Genomic DNA, 18,366 nt, shown 5'->3' with positions numbered 1-18,366 from the left:
CTGCTCTTCCACCCTTTGGCACGCCCCTGCTTCCCCGAGGCGCCGGCCAGCCGCAGCAGATCACCATGGATGAGGTGACGGGGATAACCACCAGATTGGGCTCAATAATTCAACCTGGATCTCACTTTTTGCATTAGCCCCCCATGCCAATTGATCTAGCGCAACTCCCACAGGGATAAATGATTATCCATTTTACCCATTTGGTATTATCCCCCCGAGCAAATGCATAAAAAACATTTTCTATGCAGTCATAACAATTAATCGGCCTGCCATGCCCATAAACCATGGGCACAGATGTCCACGCACCAAGATGGAACGGTCAGGCTCGGCATGGACATTTTATCTGGGAGTGATGACCGTGGGTTCACATAACAAGCCATTTCGGCCGGGTCTGGCCACCCTGCTGCTGACGGCCCTGCTCGGCACCAGCATGCTGGCACAGGCAGACGAGGCCGCCCCCGAGGGCAAGATAGAGGCGCGCAGCGAGCTGTTCGCCAAGGATCACGCCGATCAGTTCAGCAGCTGGAAAGGCACCAGCGAGAGCAAGGAGCGCACCGACGCCCTGGCGGACGATCCGCAGATGGTGGTGCTCTGGGCCGGCTACCCCTTCTCCAAGGATTACAACAAGCCGCGCGGCCACTTCTACGCCCTGACCGACGTGCGGGAAACCCTGCGCACCGGCGCTCCCAAGACCGCCGAGGATGGCCCCCTACCCATGGCCTGCTGGAGCTGCAAGGGCCCGGACGTGGCCCGCGTCATCAATGAAAAAGGCGAGGATGGCTACTTCAAGGGGATGTGGGCAAAAGGCGGACCCGAGATAGTCAACACCATAGGCTGCGCCGACTGCCACGACACCGCCTCGAAAGAATTCAAGGAAGGGAAACCTGCCCTGCACCTCTCCCGTCCCTATGCCGACCGCGCCATGACCGCCATCGGCAAGCCGTTCAAGGAGCAGGGGCGTTTCGATCAGCAGTCCCAGGTGTGCGGCCAGTGCCACGTGGAGTACTACTTCAGCGGCCCCACCAAGGCGGTGAAATTCCCCTGGGACAAGGGCACGACTGTTGAGCAGATGGAAGAGTACTACGACGAGATCGGTTTCGCCGACTGGACCCACGCCCTCTCCAAGACCCCCATGCTCAAAGCCCAGCATCCGGAATATGAGACCTGGCGCGCCGGCATCCACGGCCAGAACAACGTCGCCTGCGTCGACTGCCACATGCCCAAGGTGCAGAACGAGCAGGGCAAGGTCTACACGGATCACAAGGTGGGCAACCCCTTCGATCGCTTCGATCAGACCTGCCGCAACTGCCACACCCAGAGCAAGGAGATGCTGCAAGGCATAGTCCAGCAGCGCAAGGACGCGGTTCACGATCTCAAGCTCAGAGTCGAGAAGCAGCTGGTGCACGCCCACTTCGAGGCCAAGGCGGCCTGGGATGCCGGCGCCACCGAGGCCGAGATGAAGGACATTCTGCAGGACATCCGCCACGCCCAATGGCGCTGGGACTTCTCCATCGCCTCCCACGGGGTGCAGATGCACGCCCCAGAAGTGGCGCTGCGCATGCTGGGAACCGCCCTGGACAAGGCAGCAGACGCCCGCACCAGGCTGGCACGCCTGCTGGCCGCCAAGGGGATCAGCAACGAGATCGCCATTCCTGACATCTCCAGCAAGGAGAAGGCCCAGGCCGCCCTTGGCATGGACATGAAGCAGATGAATGCCGACAAGGCCCAGTTCCTCAAGACCACAGTCCCCGCCTGGGATGCCGAGGCCAAGGCGGCCGGACGGCTGGCACAGTAATGGCGCCTGCGAGCCCGGCTAGGCCGGGCTCGCAATGGATGGAGGCTTCCTATGGGTGATTTAACGATGGATTTCTTACGACTGATGCTGATGGCAGCCATGCTGCTGACCAGCCTGCAGGGCCAGGCCGCCGAGGCGACGAGCGCCCCTGCGGCCCTGCCCGCGACACATGACGTGACGTTCTTGCGCAGCCCCGACAAGGCCTGCACCGACTGCCACAAGGAGCAGAGCGAGGGGATGCACGGCAAGCATGGCCAGGCGACCAACCCCAACAACCTGGCACCTGTGACCTGCACCAACTGCCACGGCCAGCCCTCCCCCCAGCACAGGGAAGGGGTCAAGGACGTGATGCGCTTTAGCGACAGCTTCAACAACAAGCAGAGCACCGGGACCTACCCCATCGCCGAGCAGAACGGGGTCTGCATGAGCTGTCACGAGCCGGGGCCCCTGCGCGAGGCGCTCTGGGCCCACGACGTGCACGCCACCAAACTCAGCTGTACCAGCTGCCACCAGTTGCACCCGGCCAGGGAGCCCATGGTGGCTATTCCGGAGAAGTCCCGCATCAAGCTCTGCGTCGACTGCCACAGCAAGCAGCATCAAGCCAAGGCGGTCGGTCTGCAGGTCAATGCGGGCGAGGAGGCACCATGAGCTGCTCTCGTCGTGACTTCATGGCGGGGATGGGCGCGGGGGCCCTCATCATGATGACGGGCCCGGTGCGCGCCGGCGCAGCCAGCCTCGCCCACAGCCAGACCATAGACGGAGTGCGCTACGGCATGCTCCATGACGAGACGGCCTGCATCGGCTGTACCGCCTGCATGGATGCCTGCCGGGAGGTGAATCAGGTGCCGGAAGGGGTCTCGCGCCTCGAGATCATCCGCTCCGGCCCCATCGGCACCTTCCCAGATGCCGACTACCGCTTCTTTCGCAAATCGTGCCAGCACTGCGACAACGCCCCCTGCGTACACGTCTGCCCCACCGGTGCCTCCCATATCCGCAAGGAGGATGGCATCGTCGACGTCAACCCGGATCTCTGCGTCGGCTGCATGTATTGTCTGGCCGCCTGCCCCTATCAGGTGCGCTTTATCAACCCTGTGACCAAGGTTGCCGACAAGTGCGACTTTTGCCGCAAGACCAACCTGGCGGCGGGCAAGGAGCCGGCCTGCGTGGCCTCCTGCCCCACCAGGGCGCTGGTGTTCGGCAATCTGGATGACCCGGGCAGCCCCATCGCCAAACGGCTGGTGAAGGAGACCACCTATCGCTACAAGCAGGCACTCGGCACCTCGCCCAAGATGTACCGCGTGCCCAAAGGGGAGATAACGTCATGACCATACAAGCGGCATTTCACTTCCCCTCCCTTGTCTGGGGATTTGTCCGATCGCCATCTACCGCAGTAACAGAAGGAGGAATGGATCATGTGGTATGACGCATTTCACTTCTCCTCGCTGGTGTGGGACTGGCCCATCGCCATCTATCTCTTTCTGCTCGGCATCTCCGCCGGGGCCACCACCCTCTCGGTGCTGCTGCGCCGCCAGGGGGCCGGCAGCGAGAGCGGCATCATCAAGGCGACCGCCCTGCTGGCGCCAGCCTCGGTGATCCTGGGGCTGCTTATCCTCATCTTCCACCTGGCCCGCCCCTGGACCTTCTGGAAGCTGATGTTCCACTACCAGTTCGACTCCGTGATGTCCATGGGGGTCATGCTGTTCCAGGTCTATATGGCGGTGCTGTTCGCCTGGCTAGGGGTGGTGTTTCGGGCCGAGATCGAGACCCTGCGTAGCCGGTTGCTGAAAGAGAAGTTCGCCTTTGTGGATGGGCTGATAGGCCTGCTGGCTCGTTTCGAGCGCCTGCTGGCACCGCTCCTGCTGCTGCTTGCCGTGCTGCTGGGGGCCTACACCGGCTTTCTGCTCTCGGCGCTCAAGACCTATCCGCTCTTGAACAACCCGGTACTGCCGGTGCTATTCCTCATCTCCGGCGTCAGCTCCGGCATCGCCTCCACCATCTTGCTGGCGGTCACCCTGTTCAAGGAGAACCATCACAGCCAGGGGGTGAGCTTTGTCCACCGCTTCGAGCGGCCGGTGCTGGCGGTAGAGGTGTTGCTGCTGGTCTGCTTCTTTACCGGCCTCTACTTCGGTGGCGGCCAGAAAGAGATGGCCATGTGGGCCGCCATCGGCGGCGGCTTCTGGGCCCAGGTGTTCTGGCTCGGGGTGGTGGGCATCGGCATGCTGCTGCCCCAGCTGCTGGCCCTGCTGGCACCCGCGCCGCTGCGGGAGCAAAACGGCTATCTGGTGCTGGTCTGTAGCCTGACCCTGGTGGGGATACTGCTGCTGCGCTACTTCGTGCTTTATGCCGGCCAGATGACGGTCGTATAACAACCCGTTCACGCTCCTGCTGCGAGGCCGTGATCAAGGCTCATATGCTGCTCGGAATCCTCATGTATTCACATACACTCCGGTTCCTGCGCTGCTCTTTACCGAGCTTCCGACCTCTCGCGACGGATCGTGGACAGGTTATAAAAATGGGGGACAAGCGCCAGCCGCCCTCGGGTGACTGGCGCTGGCTTGTTGCTGGCCCAATGAATTTCTGGTGATGCCACACCCGTTGCTTGGCAATGCTCTCCGCCAAAGGGAGACGATGCGGCCTGTGTGTCATGACATAAATGAGATCAAAGATTGAACCGGAGGTTGTGTGCTGGCGGAGCTCGGCTATCTCTCACTGCTGCTGGCAGCGGCGCTCTCCCTGTTGCAGGGCACCCTGCCCTGGCTGGGCTTGCGGCTCGCCTCACGCCCGCTGCTCGGCTGCGCAAAGCCGCTGGCCCTCCTGGTCGCGCTCCTGCTCGGGGCCGCCCTGCTGCTGCTCGCCAGCTGTTTTGGCCAGGATGACTTCACCCTGGTCTATGTGGCCCAGCACGCCAACAGCGCCCTGCCCACGGGCTTCAAGCTGGCAGCCGTGTGGGGCGGCCACGAGGGCTCCATGCTGTTCTTCGTCTTTGCGCTGGGGCTGTGGGGGGCACTGGTCGCGCTCTGTTCGAAGCGGGTCGATCCCCTTATCCGCACCCGGGTGCTGGCCATCATGGGGCTGATCGTAGGGCTCTTTGCCCTCTATACCCTGATCTTCTCCAGCCCCTTTGACCGCCAATTCCCCGGACCGCTGGAGGGGCGCGATCTCAACCCCATGCTGCAGGACATCGGCCTTATCATACACCCGCCCCTGCTCTATCTCGGCTATGTCGGCTTTGCGGTCAACTTCGCCTTCGCCATGGCGGCGCTGCACTCGGGCCGGCTCGATGGCGCCGTGGCCCACTGGAGCCGCCCCTGGGCGCTCGGCTCCTGGGTGTTTCTCACCGCCGGCATAGTGCTGGGCTCCTGGTGGGCCTATTACGAGCTCGGCTGGGGCGGCTGGTGGTTCTGGGATCCGGTGGAAAACGCCTCCCTGCTGCCCTGGCTGCTGGGCACCGCCCTCTTGCATGCCCTCATCGTCTGCGAGCGACGCGGCGCCTACGGTCACGGCGTGCTGCTGCTCTCCATCTTCACCTTCGCATTGAGCCTGCTCGGCACCTTCGTGGTGCGCTCCGGGGTGCTCACCTCGGTGCACGCCTTCGCGGTGGATCCCAGCCGTGGTCTCACCCTCTTGCTGCTGCTCGGGCTGCTATTGACCACAGCACTCACCCTGTTTGCCCTGCGGGCGGACATTCGCGCCCCCTATGCCCGCTTCGGTTTCTGGTCAAAGGAGGGGCTGCTCGGCGCTGCCATACTGCTGCTCTGCGTGGCCTGCGCCTGCGTGCTGCTCGGCACCTTCTACCCCATGGTGTTCCAGTCACTCCATCTGGGGTCGCTCTCGGTGGGTGCCCCCTACTTCAACGCTGTTTTCGTGCCGCTAGCGCTCTGTCTGATGGGGCTGATGACCCAGATCCCGCGCCTTCGCTGGCAGCGCCTTGCCAGGGTCTCCCCCCTCGGGACGCTGCTGCCGCCCCTGCTCGGCCTGCTGGGGGGCGGCCTGCTCAGCCTCGGCTATCGCGAACAGGGGTCCATGGGCTGGAGCGGCATCCTCGCCAATATGGCGAGCCTCTGGCTAATCGCGAGCCTGCTGCTCAATTTCTCATTCAAGACTCGCGACCTGAGCGCCAGCCGGCTGGGAAGCCTGCTGGCCCACCTCGGGGTGGCGGTCTGCGCCCTCGGCATCGCTCAGGTGAGTCACCACAGCCAGGAGGGAGGCACTGTGCTCTCTGCTGAGCGCCCCTACCGCCTCGGTGCCTATGAATTTCGTTACGAGGGGAGCGAGCCTCTGCTCGGCCCCAACTACACCGCCAAGCGCATCACTCTTAGCGTGTACAAGGAGGGTCTCGAGGTGGCCAGGCTCACCCCCGAGCGACGCCACTACAGCGTGCGCACCATGAACATGAACGAGCCCGGCATTGCCTGGGGGCTCTTTGGCGATCTCTACGTGGTGCTGGGCGAGAAGATGGGGCCGGAGGCCTATGCCATGCGGCTGCACCATAAGCCGCTGGTGCGCTGGATCTGGCTCGGGGGCATCCTGATGATGACGGGTGGTGCCCTGCGTTTGCTGGGGCGCAAGCCCTTGCTGGCATCCCGTCCAGCCAGGATCCCGCAGCTCCTGCGCCAACAAGAGGCACCATGAGCCCGCGCCTGCGTCTCTTCCTCCCCCTGATAGTCACCCTGGGCCTAGGCGCCCTGCTCTGGCTCGGCCTTGGCAAGGATCCTTACCGCCAGGACGAGGCGACCCTGGGGCGCACCCTGCCCACCTGGCAGAGCGACAACCTGCTGGATGGGGGCCTTATCCATACCGCCAGCCTCAAGGGGGAGCCCTTCGTGCTTAACATCTGGGCCAGCTGGTGCCCGAGCTGCCGCGCCGAGCACCCGCTGCTCAGTGAGCTGGCAAGCGCCGTGCCCCTCTACGGCCTCAACTACCGGGACAAGGGGGATGCCGCCCGCGCCTGGCTCACGCAGGCGGGCAACCCTTATCGCGCCGTGCTGGCCGACCCCGACGGCAAGCTGGCGATGGAGCTCGGCGTCTACGGCACGCCGGAGACCTATCTCTTTGCCGCCGATGGCACCCTGCTTAGCCGCCACACGGGGGAGCTCACCAAGGAGGTCTGGCAGCGCCAGTTTGCGCCCCTGCTTGCAGAGGCTCGCAGCAAAACCCCTAGCCTGGAGCAAGTACGGGAGAGTAAACCATGAGCCGTCTCGGCCACACCCTGATCGCGCCGCTCTTGCTGGCATTGAGCCTCGGGGCCTTTGCCAGCGGAGTCGACACCTATCAGTTCCAGCACCCCGAGTTGCAAGACCGGGCCCAGGATCTCGCCCGCGCCCTGCGCTGCCCCCAGTGCCAGAACCAGAACCTAGTGGAGTCCAACTCCCCCATAGCCCGGGATCTGCGCCTCGAGGTCTACCGCTGGGTGGACGAAGGGCAGAGCGATGAGCAGGTGATCGCCCGCATGACGGAGCGCTTCGGCGATTTCGTGCGCTACGATCCCCCCTTCAAGGGCAGCACGGCACTGCTGTGGGGAGGGCCCCTGCTGCTGCTGGGGCTGGCGCTGTGGCTCCTTCGTCGCCGCCTGAAGGCCAGAGGGGAGCAGGCCGCTCCGCCCGATGACAGGGTCAATCTGCGTGAGAGAGATCCCCGCAGCGCATTGAATCGCCTCATCATGGCAAGGGAGCAGGCAGGCCTCCCTCCCCATGATCCCCTCTATCGGGAGCTGGCCGCCGCCCACCTTGTCCATGCCACGCCTGTCGCCGAGCTGGCCCTGCGCGAGCGGCTGACCCGGGCCCCCGGCCGCAGCGGGCGGCACGCGCGCGCCCTGTTACTGCTCGGGATAGTGGCGCTAGGCGTTGTGGCTGGCATTTATGCCGCCAGCGGCCGCTACCAGGCCTGGCAGGCCTATCAATCCCGCCCCGATCCGCTGGCAGGATTGAGCCCGCGGGATCTGCAGGACAAGGCGCTCGGCGCCCTGCACCAGCGCCTGCAAGCCAACCCCGAAGATCTAAAGGCCTGGGCCGAGCTCGGCCAGTTGTATCTCTATCGGGACGAGTACGACAACGCCCTGCTCGCCTACCAGCGTCTGGCCCTGCTGGAGGGGGGCGCCAGCGCGGCGACCCAGGCCGCGCAAGCCACAGTGCTCTACTACCAGGCGGGTCAGCGGCTCACCCCCGAGGCCGAACGCCTGCTGGCTAGCGCCCTCAAGCAGGACAAGGGGGAAGTGAGCGCCCTGATGCTGCTCGCCTCCGATCACTTCCTGCATGGCCGCTACAGCCAGGCGATAGCCCTGTGGCAACAACTGCTCGACAGCGAGCGCCCCCGCATCAACCGGGCCGCGCTGATTGAGGCTATCCAGACGGCAAGAATAATGGGGGGCTGACAGCACTCATGATGAGGGCTGACCGCCCCTGTCACGTTTGGCCCGCACAGGCGCCGCCGACGGGGAAATCACTTGCCAACCTCCCGTCGACGGCCGAACAATAGGCGCCTATTGAACCTATTTCTGGAGCCTCTCCCATGATCCCCATTCGCTGCAAAGCCGTCTCCGGCGTTGCCCTTTCCACTGTCGATGGCGAAACAAAATTGCTGGTGATGAAACGGGTCAAGGGCAGCTTCTGGTGTCATGTGGCGGGCACGGTCGAGGCGGGTGAAACCGGCTGGCAGACCATAGTGCGCGAGTTTGGCGAGGAGACGGGCATCAAAGTGGCCGAGCTCTATAACGGCCAGTATCTGGAGCAGTTTTACGATGCGGCCACGAATACCGTGATGGTGGTGCCTGTGTTCGTGGTCTATTGCCCGCCCAATCAAGCGGTCACTCTCAACGACGAGCACACCGAGTATCGCTGGTGTTCGCTCACCGAGGCCAAGGCGCTGGTGAGCTTTCCCGGGCAGCAGGCGCTCTATGACCATGTCTGGCACCATTTTGTGGCGCGCCGCCCCTCGCCACTGATGAGGGTGGCACTGCGCTGATCCGGGTCGGCTGACAGCTCCCTCGCAGCCCCTGCCGGCGCCCCTCTTCACCGCCACAAAGAGGATTAATGGTGCGTTCGACCCGATGCCGCCCCGGAAGGCGCAAAAAGAGTAGCAATGATGGGCCAGAAAGGGCATATAGTGCGCCCCATGACGGGCAGAACCCGGCCAATGTGCGCGCCAGATGTGGCTCATTATGAATCCCGTCAAAGGGCGCCATAGCCATGAATTCGGCTATTTCAAGGTGAGCCATCCCATAAAATGGAAATATCGGGCCGTCAGACGTTGTGAAGCGTCAATTACCGTCATATAACTTAGCCAAATGTCCCTGTTAGTCGTAGTAGAGCCAAACCATGAACCTTCGTCCTTTTCTTCCCCTGCTGCTCGGCGCCTTCCTCCTTCCCGCCAGCATGGAAAGCGCCCATGCCAACCCGTTTTCTGCGACCTCCTCCTCCACCAACAGCCTGATAGCACCACGCACCAATCTCGCCCTGGGATCCGATGCCTTCGTGGTTGCCAATCCCAGAACCGGGGAGATCCTGGCTGAACGCAATGCCAACCGGGTGATGGCGATCGCCTCCATCACCAAGCTGATGACGGCGCTGGTAGTGCTGGATGGCAACCAGCGCCTCAACGAGATGCTCACCGTCACCATGGACGATGTGGACAGGATCAAGGGCACCGGCTCCCGCCTGGCCATAGGCTCCCGCCTCAGTCGCGCCGACATGTTGCACATCGCCCTGATGTCGTCGGAAAACCGGGCCGCCTCGGCCCTGGCGAGACACTACCCCGGCGGCCGCCGCGCCTTTATCGAGGCGATGAACGCCAAGGCCCGCATGCTCGGCATGTGGAGCACCCATTTCGCCGACAGTACCGGGCTAAACCCCCGCAATGTCTCCAGCGCCCACGATCTCGCCAAGCTGGTGGCCAGCGCCTCCAGCTACCCGCTGATCCGCCAGTACTCCACCACAGAGCACAGACTGGTGCGCAACGGCAAACGCCAGATGCAGTACCACAACTCCAACCGCCTGGTGCGGGAAGGGAGCTGGCCCATCATGGTCTCCAAGACCGGCTACATCCGCGAGGCGGGCCGCTGCCTGGTGATGGACACCCGGGTCAACAATGAGCCCGTGGTCATGGTGCTGCTTCACGCCAATACCACGGATGAGCGGGTGGCCGACGCCAAGAAGATCAGAACCTGGCTGGAAACCTCGGGCCGCATGACCCTGACCGCCCAGTCCACCCCGCGCCCCAAGCTCTTCTCGGCGCAATAAGCGGATCTCCCCGGACCGCAGGCCGCTCGCCTGCGGTTTTTTTGTGGCCGATCTCCAGGCTCCTGCCCCTCCCCTGACCCTTGCGCCGATGGCAAGGATCGCCCCTTCCATTTCCAGCAGCAAACATCATCAAGGCATGAAAAACGATGATGAAACACTGGCGATAAATGTTAACGCAGTGATAAATCACATTTTCAAGCAAGCGGATTTGCTGATCCCGCTGCCGATGATAACGTGATGCCCAGCCCGCAACCCCGGTCGGCTGGACCCGGGTTGCCGAAGGATTCAATCTGGTATGTTCAATGGCAAGGATGACGTGATGAAGATAGTCGTATTGGGGGGTGGGGTGATAGGGGTGGCCAGCGCCTGGTATCTGGCCAAGGCGGGCCATCAGGTGACCCTGCTGGAGCGACGCGGCGGGGTGGCACTGGAGACCAGTCATGCCAATGCGGGTCAGATCTCCCCCGGCTATGCCTCCCCCTGGGCGGCCCCGGGCATCCCGCTCAAGGCGGCCAAATGGCTGCTGCAAAAGCACGCCCCCTTCACGGTACGCCCCACCTCGGATCCCTTCCAGCTGCGCTGGATGCTGAAGATGTTCGCCAACTGCACCCCGGCGGCCTATGCCACCAACAAGGGGCGCATGGTGCGTCTGGCCGAATACAGCCGGGACTGCATGAAGTTGCTGCGCGACGAGCTGGCACTGGATTATGAAGGCCGTCAGCTTGGCACCCTGCAGCTGTTTCGAAGCACGGCCCAGTGTGAGGCCAGCAAGCGGGACATCGAGGTGCTGGAAGAGTACGGCGTGCCCTATGAGGCGCTGGATGCCAGCGGCTGTGAAGAGGTGGAACCCGCCCTGGCGCGGGTACGCGGCAAGATAGTGGGGGGCCTGCGCCTGCCGGGGGACGAGACGGGGGACTGCTTCCGCTTCACCCAGGCCCTGGCGGCGGAGGCGGCGCGCCTCGGGGTGGAGTTCGTCTTCGACTGCCCCATCGACGAGGTTGAACTCGCCCAGGGACGGGCCGTGGCGGTCCGTGCCGGTGAGCGGCGCTGGCAGGCCGATGCCATCGTCTGCGCCCTGGGCAGCTATGGCACCGGCTTCCTGCGCCCACTCGGGATAGAGCTCCCCGTCTACCCGGTCAAGGGCTACTCCCTCACCCTGCCGATGACGGACGCCGCCGGGGCGCCGCGCAGCACAGTGCTCGACGAAACCTACAAGGTCGCCATCACCCGCTTCGACGAGCGGATCCGGGTCGGCGGCATGGCCGAGCTCAGCGGCTTCAATCTGGCGCTCAACCCCAGACGCCACGACACCCTGGCCATGGTGGTGAGGGACCTCTTCCCCGAGGGGGGCGATCTCCCCCGGGCCGAGTTCTGGACCGGGCTGCGCCCCATGACCCCGGACGGCACGCCCCTGGTGGGCCCAAGCCCCATCCCCGGGCTCTGGCTCAACACCGGTCACGGCACCCTGGGCTGGACCATGGCGGCAGGCTCGGGCCGCTTGCTGGCCGATCTCATCTCGGGCAGCGCCCCCGCCATCAGCGACGAGGGGCTCACCCTGGCCCGCTACGGCTAGCCCCCAGGGCGCAACACCAGATGCAACAGAGGGAGTGCCTGGCACTCCCTCTCTTTATTTGTCCCCCTTCGCAGGGACCGAGCCACCCGGCGCCAGCCCCGGCATCGACTGCCAGACCCGGGCGGGATCCGGCTCTTCGATGGCCGCCATCATCAGCTGCTCGCTCCAGCGTCTGTGCAGCAGCCACAGCTGCGCCCCCGCCTCCCCCTGCCCCTTGGTGCACTGCTTGGCCACGTCCGCGGTCCGGTAGAAATAGCGCACCAGGGTGGTGAGCTCGGGCTCGGGCCAGCGGCAGCCAAAGTGGCGCAGCCGCTCGGACCAGAAAGTGACCTGTCGCCCCTCGTGCTCCTGCTCGACCCCGTGCAGGGCGGGAATGAGATCCATCGCCTGCCACAGCGCCCCGTACCCGACGAAGCGCTCATCCAGCGCCTCCAGCGCCTCGTCCAGCATCAGCAGGGTCTGCGGCCAGCTGTCGGCCTGCTCGCGGATGATTTCCTGCGCCTCGCACACCGCCGAGAGCCAGGCCAGGGCCAACCGGCAGATGATGGCCTCCTTGTTGGGAAACAGGTGGTAGAGCGACTTGATGCCCACCCCGGCGCGGGCGGCGATGGCATTGGTGTTGAGGGCCGCAAACCCCTGCTCCTGCAACAGGGCCAGGGTGGCCTGCTCGATGCGGCTCGCCACCTCCTGGCTGCGCAGTTGCCTGGGTTGGCGCCGCATGCAAAGTTCAGCCGGCAGCACGTGTTGTGACATTCTCTTCCCCCGATGCGGTATCCGCCCCCAGGGGGCGACTGGTTGTCATAACTACATGATGAGACAAGGTAAACACAAGTCAAAAAAAGTGCAGCAATCACTGGTATTTTTCAGAATAGCTGCGATAACCATAAGTGCTCATATCTGCAGTAAAAACTGCAATTAACCCAAGGAGAGCGCGCTATGGATAGCAAACACCCCCGTCTCAGGCTGGGCGCCATCGCCCTGCTGGTGAGCGGCCTGCTCGGCTGCCAGCAAGACAGCAGTGAACCGCCCCCCGGCAACACCCTTTATCTCAACGGCAAGATCCACACCCAGGATGGGCAACGCAGCCAGGCCGAGGCCATGGTGGTGCAAGGGGGCAAGTTCACCTACGTGGGCTCCCGCGCAGGGGCCGAGGCCTTGCAAAACAGTGCGACCCAGGTGGTGGATCTGCAAGGGAGGATGGTGCTGCCTGGGCTGCACGACAACCACATCCACCTGCTCGGCACTGTGGCGCTCGACATGTGCGATCTGGACGGTCAGAGCGTCAACCTGGATCAGCTCGCGGCCAAGATCGGCGAGTGCCTGCCCCGCTACGCCCCGGCTCCCGGGGAGTGGCTGGTGGTCAACCAGTGGTCGCCCTATGACGGCAACACCCCCACCGCCACCCATGCCACCCTGCTGGCGGCCCTGGATGCGGCGGCGCCGAACAACCCCGTGATGCTGGCCGGGGTCGACGGCCATGCGGGCGGCTACAACTCCCAGGCGCTGGCGCAGGCACAGGACGAGGACGGCAATGTGGTCGGCTTCAATGCCACCACCCTGGCACCGGGCGGCGTGTTCGAGGCCTTCATCCCCTATGTGGATCTGGCAACCGGCGTGGTCCGGGACGCGGCCCGCAGCGCCATTGCGGTCCCCGACACCGGGGTGCTGAGCGCGGAGGGGGAACAGGCACAGGCGCAGTATGACAAGATACTCCCCGCCATCTCGACGCTGATGGCCTCCCGCGGCATCACCGGGGTGCAGGATGCCTGCGCCAACGACTTCATCCGGGGGCGGCTGCTCAAGATGCAGGACCAGGATCTGCTGCACATGCGCGTCACCGCCGCCACCTGCTTCAACCAGGATGACTACAGCGGCAAGCTGGACATCGACGGGCACCTAGCCAAGGCGAACCAGGTGCGCGACGCCTTCGCCGGCAACCCCCTCATCAAGGCCGATGCGGTCAAGATCTTCCTCGACGGCGTGCTGGAGGGGGATCCCTTCACCAGTCCCCCCTTCCTGCCCAATGCCGGCATGCTGGGAAACTACCATCATCCCCATCTGGCCCTGGATCCCGACAGCGGCGAGGTGAGCATCACTGCAGACAGCGAGGATGCGGGCAGCAACGGCATCGTCAACTACAAGGAGGCGGATCTGGCGCGTTACGTCACGGCGCTGGATGGGGCCGGATTTGGCATCCACATGCACAGCATCGGCGATCGCAGCACCCGGGTGGCCCTCGATGCCCTGGAGGCGGCCCGCGCCAGCAACGGGAACAGCGGCATCCCCCACACCCTGGCCCACCTGCAGGTGGTGCACCCGGACGATCAGAAACGCCTCGGCGAGCTTGGCCTCTACCTCACCTTCACCTATGCCTGGACCACGCCCCAGCTTGCCTACGACATGCTGGTCAGCCCCTTCATCCAGCCAACCAGGGTGGGACAGTCCCTGAGCGAGGCCATCTACGACCCCATGGGCTATCTCCATGACGCCCTCTACCCGGTCGAGAGTTCGCGCCAGGCCGGCGCCGTGCTGGTGGCGGGCAGCGACGCCCCGGTGGACAGCCGGGATCCGCGCCCGTTCGAAAACATGGCCGCCGGCATAGTGAAGGCGGCTGGCAGCGGCGACGACTTCAGGGCCAGTCAGCGCACTTCCCTGGCCGAGATGCTGGCCGCCTATACCATCAACGGCGCCAGGGCGGTGCGTCAGGGCGACATCACCGGCTCCATCGAGGCGGGCAAGTCGGCGGACTTCATCGTGCTGGACCGGGACCTGTTCGCCCTGGTCAAGGCCGGCACGCCGGAGCAGATTGCCCAGACCCAGGTCGAGCAGACGGTCTTCATGGGGGAGACCGTCTACCGCAACCCCTGAACGACACGGGCCCCACAAGGGGCCCGCTTCTTATGGCTCATTCTTATGGCTCACAGACGGGCGTCTCCTCCGCCTGCCCGGGTTGCAGGGCCAGGGTGAAGAGGGCCGCCACCATGTCGGACTGGGTGATGATGCCCACCAGCCGCTCCCCTTCCACCACCGGCATGTGGTGCAGGCCCCCGTCGGAGAAGGCTTCCACCAGATCGTAGAGGGGCTGGTAGCGCCGCGCCGTCTGCACCTCCCGGGTCATCAGATCCGCCACCCGCAATTGCTCGAGCGCCTCCCGCCCCCTGGGCTGGCGGCTCTCCCTGTCGATCATCAGATCATGCAGGGTGATGATGCCCGCCAATCGGCCCCCCTCGTCCGCCACCGGCAGCGCCTTGATCTGATGGCGAGAGAGCAGCTCCCAGGCCGTCATGGCGGACGCCTCTGGGGAGCTGACCACCAGATCCCGCGACATCACCTCCTGGCAGCGCACCGTACCCACTCGCCCCCGCAGGGCGTGCAACTGGGCCTCCTGCAGCAGCTCCTGCAGATCCTGGCGGCTGATGTCGAGCAGCTCCCCGTGCTTGTCCAGGGCAAAGTCGATGTCCTGGGTGGCGAGCCGCGCGCTCGGCTGGGGATCCGCCGTCTGGTGACGATTGGGTGCCACCTTGCCGCCATTGGGATAACGGCGCCCCAGGGCGCGGTTGTAGAGCAGCCCCAGGCTCAGCAACAGCAGGGAGTTGAGCAGCACCGGCAGCAGCACATAGCCGACCCCCAGCGCCCGGATCCCCTCGCCGCCGATGACGGCGGTCAGGGCCACGGCGCCGCCGGGCGGGTGCAGGCTGCGGGTGAGGAACATGGCGGCGATGGCCAGCATCACCGCCAGCGCCGAGGCAAGGGCCATGTCCGGCACCAGGCTGGCACTCAGTACCCCCATCAGGGCCGAAACCCCGTTGCCCACCAGGATGGACCAGGGCTGGGCCAGGGGGCTCGCCGGGGCGGCAAACAGCAGCACGGCGGAGGCCCCCATGGGGGCGATCAGCCAGTGTACCTCTAACCCCAGCCCCCACTGGCAGAGCAGGGCGGTGCCCAGCAAGCCGACGAAGGCGCCAAGGGCGCCGTAACAACTCTCTTTGAGGCTGGTATTGGTCGATACCGGCAAAAAATCCCTGAACTGCATCCTGCTCCCGAAGACGATAACATTTATTTCAAATGCGCAATTCTAGCCAGTTCCCCCGTCCAGTACCAACACGAGTGTCATCGCGGCCTCCGGATCCCGGGCGCTGCTCACCTCAATCCGGTGATCGGGGATCGCAAAGCCATCCCCCTCGACCTGTGCTGGCTGGCCGAGGCGCCGACGCGAGATTGGCAGCGGGCGCAGAGCCCGGCACCTTGCCCGCCAACCGGCCCTCCCCTGCGGCTCTGAGGGGCTTAAGAGCATCATGCAAAAAGAGGGAAAGCTTTCGCCTTCCCTCTCTCGTTATCTCAGTGCTCTTGCCTTGTCTGCCGAGCTAGCTGGAGGGGCTGCTCAGGCCAGTTCGGCCCGCAGCGCCTTGGTGGCATCGACCATCACCTTGAGGGCAGCCTCGGTCTCTTCCCAGCCGCGGGTCTTGAGGCCGCAGTCCGGGTTGACCCAGAGCCTGTCGGCCGGGATCTGCTTGGCCGCCTTGCGGATGAGGTCCTCAATCCAGCCCTGGCTCGGCACGTTCGGGGAGTGGATGTCGTAGACCCCAGGGCCGATCTCGTTGGGGTAGTTGAAGCGCTCGAACGCTTCGAGCAGCTGCATCTGGCTGCGGCTCGTCTCTATGGTGATGACGTCCGCGTCCAGCGCCGCCACCGCCTCTATGATGAGGTTGAAGTCGCTGTAGCACATGTGGGTGTGGATCTGGGTGCTGTCCACCACTGGGCTTGCGCTCAGACGGAAGGCGCGCACCGCCCAGTCCAGATAGGCCTGGTGATCCTGCTTGCGCAGGGGCAGCCCTTCGCGGATCGCCGGTTCGTCGATCTGGATGATCTTGATGCCAGCGGCTTCCAAGTCAGCCACCTCGTCGCGAATGGCGAGACCAATCTGCAGGGCGGACTGCTCCCGGCTCACGTCTTCCCGGGGGAAGGACCAGCAGAGGATGGTCACGGGCCCGGTCAGCATCCCCTTGACCGGCTTGTCGGTCAGGCTCTGGGCAAACTTCGTCCATTCGAGCGTCATGGGGGTGGGTCTGTCGATATCCCGGGTGATCACCGGCGGCTTGACGCAGCGGGAGCCATAGCTCTGTACCCAGCCGAAGCGGGTGATGGCAAAGCCGTCCAGCAGCTCACCGAAATACTCCACCATGTCGTTGCGCTCGGCTTCGCCGTGCACCAGCACGTCCAGCCCTATGGCTTCCTGGCGCTCAATCGCATCCTTGATCTGGGCCTGGATGCCTGCCTCGTAGGCGCTATCGTCGATGCGACCGGCACGCCACTCCTGGCGCAGCAACCGGATGTCGGAGGTCTGCGGGAAGGAGCCTATGGTGGTGGTGGGCAGCAGCGGCAGCTTGAGATCCGAGCGCTGCGCCTGCGCCCGTACCGGGTAGGCGCTCTGGCGGTCGAAGTCGCTGTTGGTGAGGCTGGCGAGCCACGACTGCACCGCTTTCTTGTGGACCCGGCTGTCGGACTCCCGATCGACGATGGGCTGGCTGTAGGCCTCGATCTTGTCGAGCTCGCCCCCGTCGAGATAGTCCGCCAGCAGCCCCAGCTCGTAGCACTTTTGCAGGGCGAAGGCGAACCAGCTGCGGGTCTGGGGATCCAGCTCGTGCTCCAGGGTCAAATCCACCGGGCTGTGCAGCAATGAGCAGGAGGAGGCGACCCATAGGCGCTCGCCAAGCTTCTCTTTCAATGCCTTGAGGGTCGGCGCCAGCTTGCCCAGGTTGGCACGCCAGACGTTGCGGCCGTTGATGACCCCAGCCGAGAGGACCCACTGAGCCGGCAGGTGCGGCACCAGCGTCTCCAGCTGCTCGGGGGCGGCCACCAGATCCAGGTGCAGGCCGTCCACCTTGAGGCTGGTGATGATGTCGCGCTGATGGGCGACCGAGCCGAAATAGGTGGTGAGCAGCAGCTTGCAGGGGCCAGCCAGGCGCTCATAGGCATTGAGATAGGCCAGACGCCACTCGTCCGGCAAGTCCAGCGCCAGGGCCGGCTCGTCGATTTGCACCCACTCCACCCCTTGTGCGGCCAGTTTCGCCAGGATCTCCTGATAGACGATAAGCAGGCGATCGAGCAATTCCAGACGAGAGAAGCCGCTCTCTTTCTCCTTGCCGAGCCAGAGGTAGGAGACAGGGCCCAGCAGCACCGCCTTGACCGGCAGCCCCAGCGCCTTGGCCTCTTCCACCTCGTCAAACAGTTGGCTCCAGCCCAGCTTGAAGCGCTGATCGCGGCTGAACTCGGGCACCAGGTAGTGGTAGTTGGTGTTGAACCACTTGGTCATCTCGGCGGCGGCGGCAGCCGGGCCGGTCGGCGCACGGCCACGGGCGACCCGGAACAGGGTGTCGAGATCGGTGTCGCCGTGGCGGTGACGGGCAGGCACGGCGTCCACCAGCAGGCTGGTGCCAAGCACCTGATCGTACCAGGCGAAGTCGCCCACCGGCAGCAGGTTGACCCCGGCGGTGCGCTGCGCCTGCCAGTGGCGCTCACGCAGGCTCTTGCCCACGGCGACCAGCTCGGCCTGGGTGGTCTCGCCACGCCAGTAGGATTCCAGGGCAAATTTCAACTCGCGCTTGGCGCCGATGCGGGGGAAGCCCAGGGTGTGTGCTCGTGTCATAGGTCCAATTCCTTATGCTCATTCATCTGATGGGAAACTGGATGATTTAGCCATCCAGATGTTTACACATCTAGAGTGGCGAGATAAGGTGACCTTGGCTATTGAATCCTCTTCAACT

General features: G+C 64.6%; 15 protein-coding genes. 12 read left to right on the top strand and 3 right to left on the bottom strand.

Going from position 1 to position 18,366, the window contains the following annotated elements:
• Positions 1-352: 352 nt before the first annotated feature.
• The 11 genes from nrfA (at position 353) to AC1IN8_RS15140 (ending at position 11,602) form a co-directional block, all read left to right on the top strand.
• Entirely contained in the window at positions 353-1,795 is a 1,443-nt protein-coding gene (gene nrfA, locus AC1IN8_RS15190) for an ammonia-forming nitrite reductase cytochrome c552 subunit (protein ID WP_479759452.1), read from the top strand.
• 51 nt (positions 1,796-1,846) lie between these two features.
• Positions 1,847-2,443 carry a cytochrome c nitrite reductase pentaheme subunit gene (gene nrfB, locus AC1IN8_RS15185; RefSeq protein WP_479759450.1) on the top strand — a complete coding sequence of 199 codons (597 nt, stop codon included), beginning with the start codon at positions 1,847-1,849 and terminating at the stop codon, positions 2,441-2,443.
• Positions 2,440-3,120 carry a 4Fe-4S dicluster domain-containing protein gene (locus tag AC1IN8_RS15180; protein ID WP_479759448.1) on the top strand — a complete coding sequence of 227 codons (681 nt, stop codon included), beginning with the start codon at positions 2,440-2,442 and terminating at the stop codon, positions 3,118-3,120. Before nrfB ends, AC1IN8_RS15180 begins: the two co-directional genes overlap by 4 nt.
• 87 nt (positions 3,121-3,207) lie before the next feature.
• A complete protein-coding gene (nrfD, locus tag AC1IN8_RS15175; RefSeq protein WP_479759446.1) occupies positions 3,208-4,161 on the top strand; it encodes a cytochrome c nitrite reductase subunit NrfD in 954 nt (317 codons plus the stop codon).
• Between the two features lie 316 nt (positions 4,162-4,477).
• On the top strand, positions 4,478-6,427 hold the full coding sequence (gene nrfE / locus AC1IN8_RS15170) for a heme lyase NrfEFG subunit NrfE (protein WP_479759444.1): 1,950 nt from the start codon (positions 4,478-4,480) through the stop codon (positions 6,425-6,427).
• Positions 6,424-6,987, top strand: coding sequence for a DsbE family thiol:disulfide interchange protein (locus AC1IN8_RS15165; RefSeq protein WP_319916139.1), 564 nt, complete (start codon positions 6,424-6,426; stop codon positions 6,985-6,987). The genes nrfE and AC1IN8_RS15165 overlap by 4 nt, the downstream gene beginning before the upstream one ends.
• On the top strand, positions 6,984-8,165 hold the full coding sequence (gene nrfF, locus AC1IN8_RS15160) for a heme lyase NrfEFG subunit NrfF (RefSeq protein ID WP_479759442.1): 1,182 nt from the start codon (positions 6,984-6,986) through the stop codon (positions 8,163-8,165). The genes AC1IN8_RS15165 and nrfF overlap by 4 nt, the downstream gene beginning before the upstream one ends.
• A gap of 137 nt (positions 8,166-8,302) precedes the next feature.
• Positions 8,303-8,755 (top strand): NUDIX hydrolase, encoded by a 453-nt coding sequence (locus AC1IN8_RS15155; RefSeq protein WP_479759440.1) that lies wholly within the window; start codon positions 8,303-8,305, stop codon positions 8,753-8,755.
• 353 nt (positions 8,756-9,108) lie between these two features.
• Positions 9,109-10,029 carry a D-alanyl-D-alanine endopeptidase gene (gene pbpG, locus AC1IN8_RS15150; protein WP_247625982.1) on the top strand — a complete coding sequence of 307 codons (921 nt, stop codon included), beginning with the start codon at positions 9,109-9,111 and terminating at the stop codon, positions 10,027-10,029.
• A gap of 43 nt (positions 10,030-10,072) precedes the next feature.
• Positions 10,073-10,267, top strand: a complete 195-nt coding sequence (locus AC1IN8_RS15145; protein ID WP_479759438.1) for a hypothetical protein — start codon at positions 10,073-10,075, stop codon at positions 10,265-10,267.
• Between the two features lie 81 nt (positions 10,268-10,348).
• The gene (locus AC1IN8_RS15140; protein ID WP_319912521.1) at positions 10,349-11,602 is read left to right on the top strand and encodes a D-amino acid dehydrogenase; all 1,254 of its coding nucleotides are present in this window, start codon (positions 10,349-10,351) and stop codon (positions 11,600-11,602) included.
• A gap of 54 nt (positions 11,603-11,656) precedes the next feature.
• Here AC1IN8_RS15140 and AC1IN8_RS15135 read toward each other — a convergent pair whose 3' ends face one another.
• The gene (locus AC1IN8_RS15135; protein ID WP_479759436.1) at positions 11,657-12,355 is read right to left on the bottom strand and encodes a TetR/AcrR family transcriptional regulator; all 699 of its coding nucleotides are present in this window, start codon (positions 12,353-12,355) and stop codon (positions 11,657-11,659) included.
• 183 nt (positions 12,356-12,538) lie between these two features.
• Between AC1IN8_RS15135 and AC1IN8_RS15130 the strand changes: the two genes are divergently transcribed.
• Entirely contained in the window at positions 12,539-14,470 is a 1,932-nt protein-coding gene (locus AC1IN8_RS15130; RefSeq protein WP_479759435.1) for an amidohydrolase, read from the top strand.
• A 43-nt stretch (positions 14,471-14,513) separates the two neighbouring features.
• Here the strand turns inward: AC1IN8_RS15130 and AC1IN8_RS15125 are convergent, their stop codons facing one another.
• Together AC1IN8_RS15125 and metE are read right to left on the bottom strand one after the other, a co-directional pair.
• Entirely contained in the window at positions 14,514-15,635 is a 1,122-nt protein-coding gene (locus AC1IN8_RS15125; protein WP_479759433.1) for an HPP family protein, read from the bottom strand.
• 348 nt (positions 15,636-15,983) lie between these two features.
• A complete protein-coding gene (gene metE / locus AC1IN8_RS15120; protein ID WP_479759431.1) occupies positions 15,984-18,248 on the bottom strand; it encodes a 5-methyltetrahydropteroyltriglutamate--homocysteine S-methyltransferase in 2,265 nt (754 codons plus the stop codon).
• Positions 18,249-18,366 lie beyond the last annotated feature (118 nt).

The organism is Aeromonas sp. 130281 (assembly GCF_056642115.1).
This window is presented reverse-complemented; position numbering and strand designations above follow the sequence as displayed.

Excerpts from the sequence above, each read along its gene's own strand:
- nrfA (WP_479759452.1), top strand. The coding sequence starts at position 353 with ATGACCGTGGGTTCACATAACAAGCCATTTCGGCCGGGTCTGGCCACC.
- nrfB (WP_479759450.1), top strand. The coding sequence starts at position 1,847 with ATGGGTGATTTAACGATGGATTTCTTACGACTGATGCTGATGGCAGCC.
- AC1IN8_RS15180 (WP_479759448.1), top strand. The coding sequence starts at position 2,440 with ATGAGCTGCTCTCGTCGTGACTTCATGGCGGGGATGGGCGCGGGGGCC.
- nrfD (WP_479759446.1), top strand. The coding sequence starts at position 3,208 with ATGTGGTATGACGCATTTCACTTCTCCTCGCTGGTGTGGGACTGGCCC.
- AC1IN8_RS15165 (WP_319916139.1), top strand. The coding sequence starts at position 6,424 with ATGAGCCCGCGCCTGCGTCTCTTCCTCCCCCTGATAGTCACCCTGGGC.
- nrfF (WP_479759442.1), top strand. The coding sequence starts at position 6,984 with ATGAGCCGTCTCGGCCACACCCTGATCGCGCCGCTCTTGCTGGCATTG.
- AC1IN8_RS15155 (WP_479759440.1), top strand. The coding sequence starts at position 8,303 with ATGATCCCCATTCGCTGCAAAGCCGTCTCCGGCGTTGCCCTTTCCACT.
- pbpG (WP_247625982.1), top strand. The coding sequence starts at position 9,109 with ATGAACCTTCGTCCTTTTCTTCCCCTGCTGCTCGGCGCCTTCCTCCTT.
- AC1IN8_RS15140 (WP_319912521.1), top strand. The coding sequence starts at position 10,349 with ATGAAGATAGTCGTATTGGGGGGTGGGGTGATAGGGGTGGCCAGCGCC.
- AC1IN8_RS15135 (WP_479759436.1), bottom strand. The coding sequence starts at position 12,355 with ATGTCACAACACGTGCTGCCGGCTGAACTTTGCATGCGGCGCCAACCC.
- AC1IN8_RS15130 (WP_479759435.1), top strand. The coding sequence starts at position 12,539 with ATGGATAGCAAACACCCCCGTCTCAGGCTGGGCGCCATCGCCCTGCTG.
- AC1IN8_RS15125 (WP_479759433.1), bottom strand. The coding sequence starts at position 15,635 with ATGCAGTTCAGGGATTTTTTGCCGGTATCGACCAATACCAGCCTCAAA.
- metE (WP_479759431.1), bottom strand. The coding sequence starts at position 18,248 with ATGACACGAGCACACACCCTGGGCTTCCCCCGCATCGGCGCCAAGCGC.